The following is a 14733-nucleotide window of genomic DNA, read 5'->3' as shown; positions in this document are numbered from 1 at the left end:
CACGGCGGTCAGGCCGGGCAGCGGTCGGACAACGCGTAGCGGGTGAGGACCACGTCGCCGATCTGGCGCACCTCGACCACCCGGGCCCGGCGCCCCGGGTGCCACGGGAAGTGGCCGTCCCCGACGAAGCGCGGCGCCCGCCCGTCCCCCACGAAGAACGGCGCCACCACCAGGTGCAACTCGTCGGCCAGGCCGGCGGTCAGGAACTGGCGGTGCACCGAGCCGCCGCCCTCCACCATCAGGCGCGCCACCCCGCGCCCGGCCAGGTCGGCCACCACCGCCTCCGGAGTGGCCGGATCACCGGCGTCCACCACCGTGGACACCGCGCCCACCTGCTCGCGGGCCTTGTCCACCACGCCGCTCGGGCAGTACACCAGCTTGAGCCCGTCACCGGCGGTGAAGAACCGGGCCCGCGGATCGAGGTCGCCGCTGCCGGTGACAGTCACCTTCACCGGCGACGGCGGCAACCCGCGCGCCACCCGCTCGGCGCGCCGGCGCTCGCTGCGCACCAGCAGGCGAGGGTCGTCGCGGCGGACGGTGGCCGCGCCCACCATGATCGCGTCGCACCCGGCCCGGGTCGCGTCGACCCGGTCCAGGTCGTCGTCGTTCGACAGCAGCAGCCGCTCGGTCGTCGCGTCGTCGATGTAGCCGTCGATCGACATCGCGCAGCTGAGCAGCACGTACGGGCGGGTCGTCACGGCACGAACGGCAGGTCGAGGGCATGGTCGGCGCGGGTCACCTTGGCCGCCAGATAGCCCGCGTTCGCCGGTGACAGGTGCACACCGGTGGACACCCGGTCGGCCACCGTCACGCCCAGCCGTTCGAGCTGCGCCGCCTTGTCCGGGTTGTTGCTGAGCAGGGCCACCCGGTCCACGCCCAGCGCGGCGAGCATCTGCGCGGCCACCGTGTAGTCGCGCTCGTCCGCACCGCGCCCGAGCGCCAGGTTCGCCTCGTACGTGTCGAGGCCGCCGTCCTGGAGGGCGTACGCGTCGAGCTTGGCGTACAGGCCGATGCCACGCCCCTCCTGCCGCAGGTAGAGCAGGTAGCCACCGGCCTCGGCGATCCGCTCGACCGCCTCGCGCAACTGCGGGCCGCAGTCGCAGCGCTGGCTGCCGAACACGTCCCCGGTGAGGCACTCGCTGTGCGGGCGGACCAGCGGCGGGTCGGCGTCGACGTGCTCACCGAGCCCGAACGCCAGGTGCTCGCGGCCGTCGACGAGACCGTGGAAGGTGTGCACGCGGGCCGTGGTCACGTAGCCGTCGGGGAACCGGAGCGGAACCGTCACGCGGGTCCGGACCGTCGCGGTGGGCAGCGTTTCGTCCATGGTTCTCCTGTCCTCCGGTCGCCGGGCGGACCCGGCGACGCACACCTCGCTCCCCCACCGTAGGCGGGATCACCGACAGTTGCCGGGCTCGCGCCGAGGCATCCGCCGTGCCAGCAGCACCGTGGCGCCGGGAAGGCTGGCCACGAGGACCAGCGCGCCGTACACCGTGCCGGTCGCCACACCCTGCGCGGCGGTCAGCCCGGCCGAGGCGAACGCCCACGCGGCCACTCCCTCGCGCGGCCCGAAACCACCGACGTTCAACGGCACCGCCATGGCCAGCAGGGCGAGCAGCGTCAGCGGCAGCAGGTGCGACAGCGGTGCCTCCGCGCCGGCCGTGCGGGCCGCCACCACGAACGTGGCCAGGTGACCGGCGAACACCACGGTCGAGGCGACCACCACGCCGGCCCAGGTCCGGCGGCCGAGCACTCCGGAGCGGACGTCGGCGACAGCCGTCCGGGCGGCCCGGGCGAGCCGGGACGCCCCGGAGCGGGGCACCGCGCGGGCGGCGAGCACCAGCGCCAGCGCGACCACGGCGAGCACGGCCGCGAGGGCCGGCAGGTACCGGCGTACCGGCGACGGGAACGCGGCGAGCAGCGCCACCGCGATGACCACCTGCACCACCTGCCCGGCGGTGCGCTCCCACACCACCGCCCGGACGCCGCGGGCCACGTCCCCGGCGTCACGGCCGTGCCGTACCGCCCGGTGCACGTCGCCGAGCACGCCGCCGGGGAGCGTGGAGTTGAGGAAGACCGCCCGGTAGCAGTGCGCCACCGCGGCGCGCATCGGCAGCCGTACGCCCAGCCCACCGGCGACGAGCGACCAGCGCCAGGCGCAGCAGACGGTGGTGATCACGCCGATGCCGAGCGCGGCGGCCAGCGCCGGCGCGTCGATCAGCCGCAGCCCGGCCAGGAACGGGCCCGTGCCCACCGAGGCGACGAGCGCGGCGAGCACCGCCAGCCCGAGCAGCGGGCGTATCCAGGCTCCGTTCAGCCGGGCCCGGCGTGGCCGGATCGGTACGGATGCGACGGCCGGTACGGGTCCGGCGACGGCGACGTGTGACAAACGGTCCTCCCTTGTTCCCACCGGTTGTCACGTGCCAGCAGCCGGTACGGTTCAGCCGGCGAGCAGGTCGGCGTGGTGCAGCACCACCTCGAGCCGGCCGGCGGCGGCCTCGGTGAGCCGCCACTTCTGATACGTCGCGGCGGGCCCGGACAGATGCGGTCGTTCCTCGACCGCCGCGTCGACCCAGCCGGTGAGCCACTCCGCGGCCAGTTCCGCCTGCTCCGGGCCCAGCCGCCACGGGGTCGGCCGCACGAGCGTCTCGACGCCGTGACGGCGGAACGCGGCCACCGTGACGTCCACGGCGTCCGGCCCGAGCAGGACCCGGCCGTCGACGGTACGACGCTGGTGGGCGTTGAACGCGGCGGTCAGCTCGGCGTCCAGCGGGTCCGGCGGGGTGAACTCGGCCCGTCCGGTCACGGTGAGCGCGAACAGCGTCGGGTGGCCGGCGCAGGCCGCCGCCATCCGCTCGACCCCCTCGGCGGTGAGCATGTCCAGCAGCGCGGACGCGGTGACCAGGTGGGCGTCGGCCAGGTCGGCGGCGGTCAGCCGGGTGACGTCGGAGCCGCGCGTGGTCACCGAGACCTCGGTGCCGTCGGCGGCGGTGAGCCGTCCGGCCCGGGCCAGCGCCAGCAGGTCCGCGTCGCGTTCGTGCAGCACCCAGCGCTGCGGGCCGGGCAGCCGGGGCGCGAGCCAGCGGGCCATCGAGCCGGTGCCGCTGCCCAGGTCGTGCACGACGATCGGCCGGCCGGCGGGCAGCCGGTCGCGGACCGCGTCGGCCAGCTCGGCGCTGCGGGCCGCCGCGTCGGCGGGCTCGCGCAGTCGTAGCCAGTCCGCGAAGCCGGGCGGGAGTGAGGTGGTCATGCCGCGGTCGCCTCCTTGAGTACCGTCGCCAGCCGGTCCACGGTGACCGGCCAGCCGGTGAGGGTGTGCCGCCGCTGCCGGGCGGCGCGGCGCAGCCGGTCCCGCAGGCCCGGGTCGGTGAGCCAGCGGCGCAGCGCCGCGGCGGTCGCGCACGGGTCGCCCGGCGGCACCAGCAGGCCGGGCCGGTCGCCGCCGGGGGCGTGCCCGAGCGTGTCCGGCAGGCCGCCGGTGTCGCTCGCCAGCACCGGTACGCCCCGGGCCAGCGCCTCGGTGACCACCATCCCGTACGTCTCCCGCCGGGAGGGCTGAACCAGCAGATCGGCTGCCGCGTACGTGGCGGCCAGGTCGGGTCCGGTGCGCGGACCGGTGAGCCGGACCCGGCCGGCGAGACCGGTAGCGGTGAGCTGTCCGCGCAGCCGGTCGGCGAACGCGCGGTCCCGGTCCGTCGGACCCACCCAGTCGCAGGTCCAGTCCAGGTCGGCCACCTCGGTGAGCGCGGCGGCGAGCACGTCGTGGCCCTTCACCGGGGTGACCGCCGCGACGCAGAGCAGCCGTCCCCCGCCGGGCGTGCCGTCGGCGACGGGCGCCGGGGCGACGCCCGGTGGCGCGACGGTCACCCGTTCGGGGCGCAGCCGGTAGCGGTCGAGCAGCCGGTCGCGGGTCCACTCGCTGGTGGCGACCACTGCGGTGGCCGCCGCCAGTGACCGCGCCTCCGTCTCGCCCTCGATCGGCAGGTGCACCAGGATCACCAGGCGCAGCCGCGCGGCGTGCGGGGCGAGCACGTCCGGCACGGTCGAGGCCACCAGGCCGTCGAGCAGCACCGGCACGCCGTCGGGCAGCCCGCCGAGCAGTCCGGCCAGGTCGGCGCGTTCCCGTGGCCCCGGGTGTGGCCAGCCGCCGGGGACCTGGTGTTCGCGTACCGTCCAGCCGCGCGCGGCCAGGCCCCGGCAGGCGTGCCGGTCGTAGGCGTTGCCGCCGCTGGGGTCCGCCGGGTCGTCGATGTCGCCCGGCAGCACCACGTGGACGACTGTCATCCGGTCAGAGCGACCGCTCGTAGCTCGCCCACGCGATGTGCGACTCGTGCAGGGTGACGGTGATCCCGGCGAGACCGCGCGCGCCCTCCCCCAGCCGGCCGGCGTGCACCGCGTCGGCGAGCCGGTCGGCGATCGTCCGCGCGAGCACCTCGGTGGTGGTGTTCACCCCGGCGAAGGCGGGCTCGTCGTCGAGGTTGCGGTAGTTCAGCTCGGCGAGCACGGCCTTGAGCTGCTCGGTGGCCAGCCCGATGTCGACCACGATCCCGTCGTCGTCCAGCTCGGCGCGGCGGAACGTGGCGTCGACGACGAACGTCGCCCCGTGCAGCCGCTGCGCCGGGCCGAAGACCTCGCCGCGGAAGCTGTGGGCGACCATCATGTGGTCCCGGACGGTCACGCTGAACACGATCACTCCTCGCCGTAGGTGATGAGATGACACAGCGCCGGCAGCTCGCCCGAGGCGAGCCGGTCCAGCACGTCGGGCAGGTCGTCGAAGCGGGACCGGCCGGTGAGCAGCGCGTCGAACGCCGGGTCGGCCAGCAGGTCGAGGGCGAGCGCGAGCCGGTCGGCGTAGCTGCGGTCGGCCCGCCGGGGCGACACGGTGCCGACCTGGCTGCTGCGGATGCCCAGCCGTCGGGAGTGGAACGCGCCGCCCAGCGCCAGCGTGACCGGCCGGTCGCCGTACCAGCTCAGTTCCAGCACGGTGCCCTCGGGGCGCAGCAGCTCCAGGCCGCGTTGCAGCCCGTCGGCGGTGGCGCTGGCGTGCACCACCAGGTCGCGCTCGCCGGTGGCGTCGGCGGGCGTGGCGAAGCCGGCGCCGAGCGCGGCGGCCACCGCGGCGCGGGCCGGGTCGGCGTCGACGAGTTCGACGCGTACGCCGGGGAAGCGGGCCAGCAGCGCGGTCACCGCGCAGCCGACCATCCCGCCGCCGATCACCGTCACCCGGTCGCCGACCAGCGGGGCGGCGTCCCAGAGCGCGTTCACAGCGGTCTCCACGGTGCCGGCCAGCACGGCGCGCTCGGCCGGTACGCCGCCCGGCACGACGGTCACGGCGTCGGCCGGGACCACGTACGCGCTCTGGTGCGGGTAGAGGCAGAAGACGGTACGGCCGAGCAGCCGCTCGTCGCCCGCCTCGACGGTGCCGACGCTGAGGTAGCCGTATTTCACCGGGGCCGGGAAGTCGCCCTCCTGGAACGGCGCGCGCATGGCGTCGTGCTGGTCGGCCGGGACGCGGCCGGTGAACACCAGCGTCTCGGTGCCGCGGCTGACCCCGGAGAAGCGGGTCCGGACCAGCACCTCGCCGGGGCCGGGGGCGGCGAGCCGGACCGGCCGGATCTCGCCCTCGCCGGGGGCGCGGAGCCAGAACGCGTGGGCGTCGACCGTCACGAACTCTCCTCTTCCCCGCATTCCGACCGAGTTGTCGATCATAAACACGGAAGCGGGGCGTCCGCGGTTCGAACCGCCCGCGACCCGATGCTCAGGCGGCGCGCCGGCGCTGCTCCGTACGCCAGGTCTCCGGATCGGCCCGGTCGGCGTGGCGGTCCCCGGCCAGTTCCATCGCGCGGTGGGCAGCGGTCAGCGCGTCACACGGCGCGACCTGACCGTCACACAGCAGGCTCTCGCACCGGCCGGCCTCGTCGGGCCGGTGGGCGACTGCAACGTCGTACGCGGCCCGCCAGAGCAACGGGTCGGTGACTCCCCGTGGCAGGTCGGCGTCCAGACTGGACCTGTTGCGGATCGTGTCGGGCACCGTGTCCCCCTTTGCGTCGTCGCTACCGTCCCAGTGACCGGTTGAGCGCAGATCAAACCTCTCACCTGCGGACACGTCGCGACCAGCGGTGTTTGTCACGCCGGATAGGCGCGCGTCTCGGCTGCCTTGACCGCCGCCCAGACCGCGCGGCCGGGGATCAGTCCGAGATGGGCCGCGGCGGCGGGCGTGACGTCGGCGGCGACCTCGACCGGCCCGGCCAGCTGCACGCGCAGGTTGTCGCCGTGGCGTTGCACGCCGGTGACGGTGGCGGCCCACACGTTGCGCGGGCTGCCCTCCGGCCGGGACGGGTGCAGCGCGACGGCGGCCGGCGGGTACGCGACGAACACCTCACCGTGGACGGTGTCGGCGGTGGTGAGCGTCAGCTCACCGACGGTCACGGTGTGTCCGTCGGCGCGGCCGCGGTGCAGGTTGAGGCCGACCAGCCGGGCCACGTAGTCGGTGCGCGGCCGGGCCGTGACGGTTGCGGCGTCGCCCTCCTGCACCACCCGGCCGTGCTCCACGATGACCAGTCGGTCGGCGAGCACCAGGGCGTCGAGGGGGTCGTGGGTGACGAGCAGCGTCGCGCCGGGGTGCGCGCCGAGGTGGCGCTGGAGTTCGGCGCGGGTGTCCAGCCGGGTCCGGGCGTCGAGCGCGGCGAGCGGCTCGTCGAGCAGCAGCAGCGCCGGGTCGACGGCGAGCGCGCGGGCCAGCGCGACCCGCTGCGCCTGCCCGCCGGAGAGCTGCCGGGGCCGGCGCCGGGCCTGGTCACCGAGGCCGACCCGGTCCAGCCACTCCTGGGCACGGGCGCGGGCGGCGCGCTTGTCCGCGCCCCGGCGGCGCGGCCCGAACGCCACGTTGTCCAGCGCGCTGAGGTGCGGGAACAGCAGGTAGTCCTGGAACACCACGCCGACCGGCCGCCGCTCCGGCGGCGTCCACACCCGGCGGTCCGGCCGGTCCAGGTCGGCGCCGTCGAGCGTGAGGTGCCCGGCGGTGAGGGGGTGCAGCCCGGCGAGCACCCGCAGCGCTGTGGTCTTGCCGGCGCCGTTGGGGCCGAGCAGCGCCACCACCTCACCGGCGGCGATGCGCAGCCGCACGTCGAGGGTGAACCCGTCCCGCTCGGCGACCAGATGCGCGTCCAGCACACTCATGTCGTCCCGACCCATTTGTCGCGCAGGGCGGCGAGGATGACCACGGAGACGGTGAGCAGGATCAGGCTCAGCACGATCGCGGCCTGCAGGTCGGTCTCCAGCGCCAGGTAGACCGCCAGCGGCATGGTCTGGGTGCGGCCGGGATAGTTGCCGGCGAACGTGATGGTGGCGCCGAACTCCCCGAGCGCGCGAGCCCAGCACAGCACCGCCCCGGCCGCCACGCCCGGGGCGACGAGCGGCAGCGTGACCCGGGTGAAGGTGGTGAACCGTCCGGCGCCGAGCGTGGCGGCGGCCTCCTCGTACCGGAGGTCGGCGCCGCGAAGCGCCCCCTCGACGGCGATGACCAGGAACGGCATGGCCACGAACGCCTCGGCCAGCACCACCCCGGCGGTGGTGAACGGCAGCGTCACCCCGAACGTCTCGTCGAGCCACGACCCGACCAGCCCGCGCCGGCCGAAGACCAGCAGCAGCGCCACGCCGCCGACCACCGGCGGCAGCACCAGCGGCACCGTGACCAGCGCCCGGACCAGCCGCCGGCCGGGGAACTCCACCCGCGCCAAGAGCCAGGCCAGGGGTACGCCGAGCGCCACGCAGAGCAGCGTGGCGACGGTGGCGGTCTCCAGCGACAGCCGCAGCGCGGTGAGCACACCCGGCTCGGCCAGCCGCTGGGGCAGCGTGGTCCAGGGCGTCCGGAGCAGCAGGCCGGCGAGCGGCAGGACGAGGAAGGTCAGGCCGAGCCCGGCGGGCACGAGCAGGGCGATCGGCACCCGCTGCCGGCGTACGGTGCGGCTCATGCGCCGGGCGGCGCCTGGAACCCGGCGGCGGTGAGCACGGCGATCCCGGCGTCGGAGCGGACGAAGTCGACGAAGGCGCGGGCGCCGGCCGGGTTCCCGGCGGCGCGCAGCACCACGATCGGGTAGTCGTTCACCGCGCGCGCCGACTCGGGGAACTCGACCGCGTCGAGTCCGGGTGCGGCGCGGACGTCGGTGCGGTAGACCAGTGCCGCGTCGACCTCGCCGAGACGCAGCTTGGCCAGCGCGCCCTTGACGTCCTGTTCGAGCGTGGCGGGGGTGAGCCGCACGCCCGCGGCGTCCAGGGCGGTACGCGCGGCGGCGCCGCAGGGCACCTGCTCGGCGCAGAGCGCCACCTTGACGCCGGGGCGGGCGAGGTCGGCCAGGCCGCCGACCCGGGCCGGGTTACCACGGGGTACGGCGACGACGAGCTGGTTGCGGACCAGCACAGCAGGTTCGCCGTCGGCGTCACCGGCGTCGGTGACCGTCTTCATGGTGGCCGGGGAGGCGGCCGCGAACACGTCGGCGGGTGCGCCCTGGGTGATCTGGGTGGCGAGGCCCGAGCTGCCGCCGAAGTTGAACGTGACGCTGCTGCCCGGGTGGGCGGCCTCGTACTCCTTGCCGAGCGTGGTGAACGACTCGGTGAGCGAGGCGGCGGCGAACACGGTCACCGGACCGGCACCGTCGGGACCGGCCGGTTCGTCCGCGCCGCCGCAGGCGGTCAGGCCCAGCGCCCCCACCAGCGCGGCGGCGAGCGCGGCGCGGATCCACCGTACGGTCACGGGCTTGTCCTTCCCCTGGGGGTGGTGGCGGGGGCGCGCTCGACCACGACGGTGGTCGACTTGATCACCGCGACGGCGACGGAGCCGACCTGGAGGTCGAGGTCGTCCACGGCCTCGCGGCTCATCAGCGACACCACACGGAACGGCCCGGCCTGGATGTCCACCTGGGCCATCACGGTGTCCTTGACGACGGCGGTGACGATGCCGCGCAGCCGGTTGCGGGCCGAGGACAGCTCGGGGTGGCCGGGCGCGCGGACGAACGCTGCCACGTCGGCGCCGTCGAGCACCCGGTGGCCGTGCTCGTCGCGGGTGGCCGGCAGCTTGCCTGCGTCGATCCAGCGGCGGACCGTGTCCGCGCTGACCCCGAGCAGTTCGGCTGCCTCGCCGATCCGGAACACCGTCACGCGCTCACCCTAGCGGCCCGCAGGTGCGAGCCGGAAGGGGCGAGGTGGCTCGCACCCGCGAGCCGCGATGCGCCTCGGTGCCCGGAACTGCGGTTCAGTCGGCCGGGGTGATCCGGACCCGCCGCAGCAGCTGGGCGTTGAGCGCCACCACGATCGTCGAGGCGGACATCAGCACCGCACCCAGCGCCGGACTGAGCGCGATCCCCGCCCAGGCGAGGACACCGGCGGCGAGCGGGATCGCCGCCACGTTGTAGCCGGCCGCCCAGGCCAGGTTCTGCCGCATCTTCCGGTACGAGGCGCGGGACAGCCGGATCACGCCACCGACGCCGCGCGGGTCGGAGCCGGCGAGCACCACCCCGGCGGACTCGATCGCCACGTCGGTGCCCGCGCCGATGGCCAGCCCGACGTCGGCGCGGGCGAGCGCCGGTGCGTCGTTCACGCCGTCGCCGACCATCGCCACCGTCAGTCCCCGGCCGCGCAGCTCGGCCACCGCCTTGTCCTTGTCGGCCGGGAGCACCTCGGCGAAGACCTCGTCGACGCCGGGCCGGAACCCGAGGTCGGCGGCCACCGCCTCGGCGACCGGGCGCGCGTCCCCGGTGATCATCACGATTTTGCGTACGCCGAGGTCGCGCAGCTCGGCCACGGCGGCCCGCGCCTCCGGGCGGACCTGGTCCTCCAGCCCGAACGCGGCGGTCACCTCCGGCGGGCCGCCCTCGGGCAGGCGGACCAGGTGCAGCACCGCGGCGCCCCGGCCCGACCACTCCCGCGCGGCCCGGGCCAGGTCGTCCGGCACCCGTGCGTCGAGTTCGCGCAGCAGCGCCGGACCGCCGACCGCCCAGTCCACGCCGTCCACAGTGGCGCGCACGCCCCGGCCGGTCAGCGCCCGGAAGCCGCGCGCGGCGGGACGGGCGCCGCGGGCGTCGGCGGCGGCCACCAGCGCCCGGGCCAGCGGGTGCTCGCTGTCGGCCTCCACCGCGCCGGCCAGCGCCAGGGCGACCGCCTCGTCCGTCCCGCCGGTGGTGGCCACCCCGGTCACCGTGTGCCGGCCGGTGGTGAGCGTGCCGGTCTTGTCGAACAGGACCGTGTCGACGGTGCGCATCCGCTCCAGCGCGAGCCGGTCCTTGACCAGGATGCCGGCGCGGGCCGACAGCGCTGTGGACAGCGCCACCACCAGCGGGATGGCCAGGCCGAGCGCGTGCGGGCAGGCGATCACCAACACGGTCACGGTGCGTACCACCGCCTGGTCGGGGTCGCCGAGCAGCGCCCAGACCGCGAACGTCGCGAGGCCGGCGAACGCCGCCAGGTAGAACAGCAGCGCGGCGAACCGGTCGGCGAGCACCTGCGCGCGCCCGCCGGAGGCCTGCGCCTCGGCGACGAGCCGCCCGATGCCGGCCAGCGCGGTGTCCGCGCCGACCGCCTCGACGCGTACCCGGAGGGTGGAGTCGGTGGCGACGGTGCCGGCGACCACCCGGTCCCCGGCGGCGCGGGCCACCGGCCGCGACTCCCCGGTGATCATCGACTCGTCCAGCTCGGCGGCGCCCTCGACGATCCGGCCGTCGGCCGGCACCCGCCCGCCGGGGCGCACCAGCACCAGGTCGTCCACCCGCAGCTCGCCGACCGGCACCGGATGCGGCCGCCCGGCGTCGTCCAGGCGCTCGGCGTCGTCGGGCAGCAGCGCCGCGAGGGCACCGAGCGCGCCGCGCGCCTGCCCGACCGCCCGCATCTCCTGCCAGTGCCCGAGCAGCATGATGGTGACCAGCGCGGCCAGCTCCCACCAGAAGTCGAGGTCGAACAGGCCGAGGCTGGTGGCGGCCGAGGCGAGGTACGCGACGACGATCGCCATCGAGATCAGCAGCATCATGCCGGGGGCACGTTCGCGCAGCTCACGCAGCCCGCCGGTGAGGAACGGCCAGCCGCCGTACGCGAACACCACGGTGCCGAGCACCGGGCCGACCCAGCGCACGCCCGGGAACTCGAGCGAGTAGCCGAACCAGTCCATCACCATGTGGCTGGTGGCGACGATCGGTACCGTCAGCGCCAGGCTGAGCCAGAATCGGCGGCGGAACTGCTCCGGGTCGTGCCCGGCGTGCGCGCCGTGCCCGCCGCCGTGGTCGTCCTGACCGCCGCCGTGGCCGCCGGTGTCGTGGCCTCCGTGGTGGCCGGTTCCGTGCTCCATCGGGCGTCACCTCCACCCGCCACCATACCCCCTGGGGGTAACCGCTGGCGTCCGGTCGGCGCGGTGGTCAGCGCTGGGGGCGGGCGCCGACGCTCGGCCGGTCCGCCGGAGGACGGCCCTGCCAGGGCCAGCGGCCGTCCAGCTCCACCTCCAGCGAGAAACTCAGGAACGTGCGGACCAGCACGATCAGCGCCAGCACGCCGACGCTGGTGAAAGTGGGCGACACCGCTACCGTACGGATGATGTCGCCGCCGACCAGGAACTCCAGGCCGAGCAGGATGGCCCGGCCGACCCCCTGCCGGTACGCCCGGTAGTGCGCGACCACCTGGCGGGTCCGGGCGCAGCGCACCGCGAACACCGCCGTGGCGACCGCGACGCCGACCGCGATGACGAGCACCCCGGCCAGGTCGAGCAGTGCCCCGACGTGCTGGACGATCTCCTTCGTCGGCACCCGGCACCCCCGCACCAGCCTGACCCGTCGGCCACGCCCGCGAGCGGGTTTGCCGGTCGGGCAGCCGGTGGGGGGACGTCCGGCCGGGACGGCGGGGCGGGTGCGCCGCCGTCCCGGCCGGCCCGGTCACTGCCCGATGGCGGCCTGCGGCCCGGCGTACGTGCGCAGCAGTGCGGGAACCTGCGCGGCGGGGTCGAGGCGGTAGGAGTAGAAACTCGACGGGGTGAACGCCGAGCCGCCGGTCTCCCGCTGACCGGTGCAGCCGACGCACACGCTGCCGCTCTGGCGTAGTTCCGCGGTGTCGTCCCGGTAGTAGGGGTCCTTCACGTTCTCGTAGTAGCTGTTCTCGATCACCAGCTTGGTACGGCCCCGGGAGTAGTTGCCGTACCCCCTGATGTTCTGCAGGTAGTTGTTGAAGAAGTGGGCGTACTGGACGTTGTCGGTGCTGGGATTGCGCACGTTCGTGTCGTGGATCCAGTTGTGGTGCATGGTGATCCGGGCGGTGACGTTGTCCGTCCAGCCGATGCCGAACGCCTTGTTGCCCTCGGCGATGACGTTCCAGGACACGGTCAGGTTCGTGGTGTCCTTCCGGCTGTCGATCAGGCCGTCGTTCATCCGCGTGATCGTGTTGTGGTCGATCCAGATCCGGTTCGCGGTGTCCATCTGGATGCCGTCGTAGTCGAAGTCCTTGTCGTCCGGGTCGTCCGAGGCCACCCGGGTGTCCCGGATGGTCAGGTTGCGGATGATGACGTTGGCGGTGCCGGCGCCGAGGTGGAATCCGCCGTTGACGATCTGCCCGTTCCGCCCGACTCCGACGATCGTCTTGTTCGAGCCGACCGGGATCTCCCGGCCGTACGGGCTGACCGTGATCGCCGCGCCGACCCGGATGACGTACGGCGTGCTGGACGCCGCGTACCGCTCCAGGTCGGCCTGGCTGGTCACGGTGACCGTGGCGCCGGCCGCCCCGCCGGTGGTGCCGGCCGCGCCGGCGAACCCGTCCGGCGCGTTCGAGTACGGCACACCGGCCGGCGGCGTGGTCGGCGTCGGGGACGGCGCGCCGGTCGTCGGGGTGACCCCGCCGGTGCAGGCGGTGCCGTTGAGCGTGAACACCGTGGGCGCCGGGTTCGTGGCGCCGCGCGAGCCGGTGAAGCCGAACGAGACGCTCCCCCCGGCCGGCAGGGCGGCGTTCCAGTCGACGTTCGTCGCGGTGACGCTCGACGTCCCGGCCGTAACGGTGGCGTTCCACGACTGGGTGACCTGCTGGCCGGCCGGGAACGTCCAGGCCAGCCGCCAGCCGTTCACCGCGTCGCCCAGGTTCGTGATCGTCACGTCGGCGTTGAAGCCGCCGCTCCACTCGCTGCTGACCCGGTAGTCGACCCGGCAGCCGGCCGCCGCCTGGGCGGTGACCGCGGTGACCGCGGTGACCGCGCCGAGCGCCGCCAGCGCCGCGGTCGTGCCGAGCACCAGCGCGGTACGCCAGGGCCGGCCCTTCTTCGTGACAGTCATGCCGTTCTCCAACATCGTGATCACAACGGGTTCCACCCGTCGGTGCCGGCGAGGTATCTCTGCGGTGTGTAGGTGGCGGCCTGGGCGTCGCTGAGCTGCGGCCGGTTGCCGTTGACCGTCGCGCCGGGGCCGGTGTTGCGGTATTCGGAGAAGCGGGCGTTCTGCCAGGTGGCGTCGCCCATGTTCGTCCACGGCTGGGCGTTGCGGACCGTGCCGCTGAGCGTGGACTCCCGGTAGAGCACCTGCGCGCCCTGGCGCCACGGCCGGCCGAGGGTGGTGTTGTTGTTCCCGGTGCCGGTGATCGTCGACCGGTAGAACAGGAAGCCGTACGTCTTGGCGGCATCCGTGCTGGCGGCGGTGACGGTGCCGCCGCTGGAACGCTTCTCGTGGATGGTGCAGGCGTGGAAGACGATCGTGCCACCGCCGAAGATGAAGTCGGTGGTGCCCTCGACGTAGGAGTCGACCACGTACGCCCGGGTGCGGTCGTTGACCAGGAAGGTGTCCTGGTCGCCGAGGAGGCGTACGTTGCGCAGCACCGCACGATCGGCGTTGAGGTGCAGCGCGACCGCCTGCTGGCCGCTGGTCACCGAGCCCTCGTCGAAGTCGTTGGCGATGGTCAGGTTCTCCGCCACGAAGTCGGACCCGTCGACGAACATGCTGGCGCTGCCGGAGGTGCCGCTGCTGTTCGCCGAGTTGTTGAAGACGATCACGGTGTTCGCCGGTGACGTGCCGAGTCCCCGGAACGTGATGTGGGGTTTGTTCGACGGCACCCGCACCACCTGGCGGTAGGTGCCCGGCTTGATGGTGACGACCCGCCGTGTGGTGTTGTTCGCCGGCACCGCGTCGACGGCCTCCTGCACGGTGCGGTAGGTGCCGGTGCCGTCGGCCGCCACGGTCGCCGTGCCGGTCGGCGGCGGTGACGTCGGCGCGGCGGTGGGCGTGGGCGAGCCGGACGAGCCGGTACAGGTGACGCCGTTGAGCGTGAACGTGGCCGGGCTCGGGTTCGTGACGCCGTTCCAGGTGCCGTTGAACCCGGCCTCGACGCTCGCGCCGGTGCCGATGGTGGCGTTCCAGTCGACGTTGGCCGCGACCACTGACGCGCCTGTCGAGCTGGTGGTGAAGCCCCACGCCTGGGTGACTGACTGCCCGGCCGGGAACGTCCAGCCGAGACGCCAGCCGGTGAGGCTGTCGCCGAGATTCCGGATGGTGACGGCGGCGGTGAAGCCGCCGGCCCACTGCGCGGTGACCCGGTAGCCGACCTGGCAGCCCGCGGCGGCCTGGGACGGGCCGGCGGTGGCGACGCCGACGGCGGCGGTCGCGGTGGTGGTGACGAGGACGGCGAACAGGGCCGCCGCCCGTCGTCGGACGAGATGTCTCACGGTTCTCCCCGGGGATCCTGGGTGTGCGGTGTGTCGGCCTCCGCCGTCACCGCCATCGCTGGCGGCGG

Annotated in this window: 16 protein-coding genes; all 16 read right to left on the bottom strand. The window is 74.7% G+C overall.

From position 1 onward, the window contains the following. Nucleotides 1-8: 8 nt before the first annotated feature. The gene (locus tag IF06_RS0102010; protein ID WP_030268542.1) at nt 9-698 is read right to left on the bottom strand and encodes a RibD family protein; all 690 of its coding nucleotides are present in this window, start codon (nt 696-698) and stop codon (nt 9-11) included. Further along, a complete protein-coding gene (locus IF06_RS0102005) occupies nt 695-1324 on the bottom strand; it encodes a GTP cyclohydrolase II (protein ID WP_030268540.1) in 630 nt (209 codons plus the stop codon). Before IF06_RS0102005 ends, IF06_RS0102010 begins: the two co-directional genes overlap by 4 nt. 69 nt (nt 1325-1393) lie before the next feature. Continuing rightward, nucleotides 1394-2335 (bottom strand): lysylphosphatidylglycerol synthase transmembrane domain-containing protein, encoded by a 942-nt coding sequence (locus IF06_RS0102000; protein ID WP_030268538.1) that lies wholly within the window; start codon nt 2333-2335, stop codon nt 1394-1396. 102 nt (nt 2336-2437) lie between these two features. After that, a complete protein-coding gene (locus IF06_RS0101995) occupies nt 2438-3247 on the bottom strand; it encodes a class I SAM-dependent methyltransferase (RefSeq protein WP_030268536.1) in 810 nt (269 codons plus the stop codon). Next, complete coding sequence (locus IF06_RS0101990; RefSeq protein WP_030268534.1) at nt 3244-4281, bottom strand: glycosyltransferase family 4 protein; 1038 nt, start codon at nt 4279-4281, stop codon at nt 3244-3246. Before IF06_RS0101990 ends, IF06_RS0101995 begins: the two co-directional genes overlap by 4 nt. A gap of 4 nt (nt 4282-4285) precedes the next feature. Continuing rightward, entirely contained in the window at nt 4286-4684 is a 399-nt protein-coding gene (locus IF06_RS0101985; RefSeq protein ID WP_013286764.1) for a 6-pyruvoyl trahydropterin synthase family protein, read from the bottom strand. Nucleotides 4685-4686: 2 nt separating this feature from the next. Further along, nucleotides 4687-5706 (bottom strand): zinc-dependent alcohol dehydrogenase, encoded by a 1020-nt coding sequence (locus IF06_RS0101980; protein ID WP_420063433.1) that lies wholly within the window; start codon nt 5704-5706, stop codon nt 4687-4689. A gap of 49 nt (nt 5707-5755) precedes the next feature. Then, complete coding sequence (locus tag IF06_RS0101975; RefSeq protein WP_013286766.1) at nt 5756-6028, bottom strand: hypothetical protein; 273 nt, start codon at nt 6026-6028, stop codon at nt 5756-5758. Between the two features lie 95 nt (nt 6029-6123). Beyond that, the gene (locus IF06_RS0101970; protein ID WP_030268530.1) at nt 6124-7176 is read right to left on the bottom strand and encodes an ABC transporter ATP-binding protein; all 1053 of its coding nucleotides are present in this window, start codon (nt 7174-7176) and stop codon (nt 6124-6126) included. Continuing rightward, entirely contained in the window at nt 7173-7970 is a 798-nt protein-coding gene (locus tag IF06_RS0101965; protein WP_030268528.1) for an ABC transporter permease, read from the bottom strand. Before IF06_RS0101965 ends, IF06_RS0101970 begins: the two co-directional genes overlap by 4 nt. Then, a complete protein-coding gene (modA, locus tag IF06_RS0101960) occupies nt 7967-8749 on the bottom strand; it encodes a molybdate ABC transporter substrate-binding protein (RefSeq protein ID WP_013476477.1) in 783 nt (260 codons plus the stop codon). The genes IF06_RS0101965 and modA overlap by 4 nt, the downstream gene beginning before the upstream one ends. After that, nucleotides 8746-9153, bottom strand: a complete 408-nt coding sequence (locus IF06_RS0101955) for a TOBE domain-containing protein (protein WP_013286770.1) — start codon at nt 9151-9153, stop codon at nt 8746-8748. Before IF06_RS0101955 ends, modA begins: the two co-directional genes overlap by 4 nt. A 94-nt stretch (nt 9154-9247) precedes the next feature. Further along, entirely contained in the window at nt 9248-11329 is a 2082-nt protein-coding gene (locus IF06_RS0101950) for a heavy metal translocating P-type ATPase (protein ID WP_030268525.1), read from the bottom strand. A gap of 67 nt (nt 11330-11396) precedes the next feature. Continuing rightward, nucleotides 11397-11780, bottom strand: a complete 384-nt coding sequence (locus IF06_RS0101945; protein ID WP_013286772.1) for a DUF1622 domain-containing protein — start codon at nt 11778-11780, stop codon at nt 11397-11399. Nucleotides 11781-11906: 126 nt separating this feature from the next. Further along, nucleotides 11907-13286, bottom strand: a complete 1380-nt coding sequence (locus IF06_RS0101940; protein ID WP_030268523.1) for a cellulose binding domain-containing protein — start codon at nt 13284-13286, stop codon at nt 11907-11909. A 20-nt stretch (nt 13287-13306) separates the two neighbouring features. Continuing rightward, nucleotides 13307-14665, bottom strand: coding sequence for a pectinesterase family protein (locus IF06_RS0101935; protein WP_013286774.1), 1359 nt, complete (start codon nt 14663-14665; stop codon nt 13307-13309). Nucleotides 14666-14733 lie beyond the last annotated feature (68 nt).

This window comes from Micromonospora globosa (assembly GCF_000717585.1).
Lineage (GTDB): Bacteria > Actinomycetota > Actinomycetes > Mycobacteriales > Micromonosporaceae > Micromonospora > Micromonospora aurantiaca.
The sequence above is the reverse complement of the archived record's forward strand: the minus strand, read 5'-3'. Positions and strand labels throughout refer to the sequence as shown.

Excerpts from the sequence above, each read along its gene's own strand:
- IF06_RS0102005 (WP_030268540.1), bottom strand. The coding sequence starts at position 1,324 with ATGGACGAAACGCTGCCCACCGCGACGGTCCGGACCCGCGTGACGGTT.
- IF06_RS0101995 (WP_030268536.1), bottom strand. The coding sequence starts at position 3,247 with ATGACCACCTCACTCCCGCCCGGCTTCGCGGACTGGCTACGACTGCGC.
- IF06_RS0101990 (WP_030268534.1), bottom strand. The coding sequence starts at position 4,281 with ATGACAGTCGTCCACGTGGTGCTGCCGGGCGACATCGACGACCCGGCG.
- IF06_RS0101980 (WP_420063433.1), bottom strand. The coding sequence starts at position 5,706 with ATGATCGACAACTCGGTCGGAATGCGGGGAAGAGGAGAGTTCGTGACG.
- IF06_RS0101970 (WP_030268530.1), bottom strand. The coding sequence starts at position 7,176 with ATGAGTGTGCTGGACGCGCATCTGGTCGCCGAGCGGGACGGGTTCACC.
- IF06_RS0101965 (WP_030268528.1), bottom strand. The coding sequence starts at position 7,970 with ATGAGCCGCACCGTACGCCGGCAGCGGGTGCCGATCGCCCTGCTCGTG.
- IF06_RS0101950 (WP_030268525.1), bottom strand. The coding sequence starts at position 11,329 with ATGGAGCACGGAACCGGCCACCACGGAGGCCACGACACCGGCGGCCAC.
- IF06_RS0101940 (WP_030268523.1), bottom strand. The coding sequence starts at position 13,286 with ATGACTGTCACGAAGAAGGGCCGGCCCTGGCGTACCGCGCTGGTGCTC.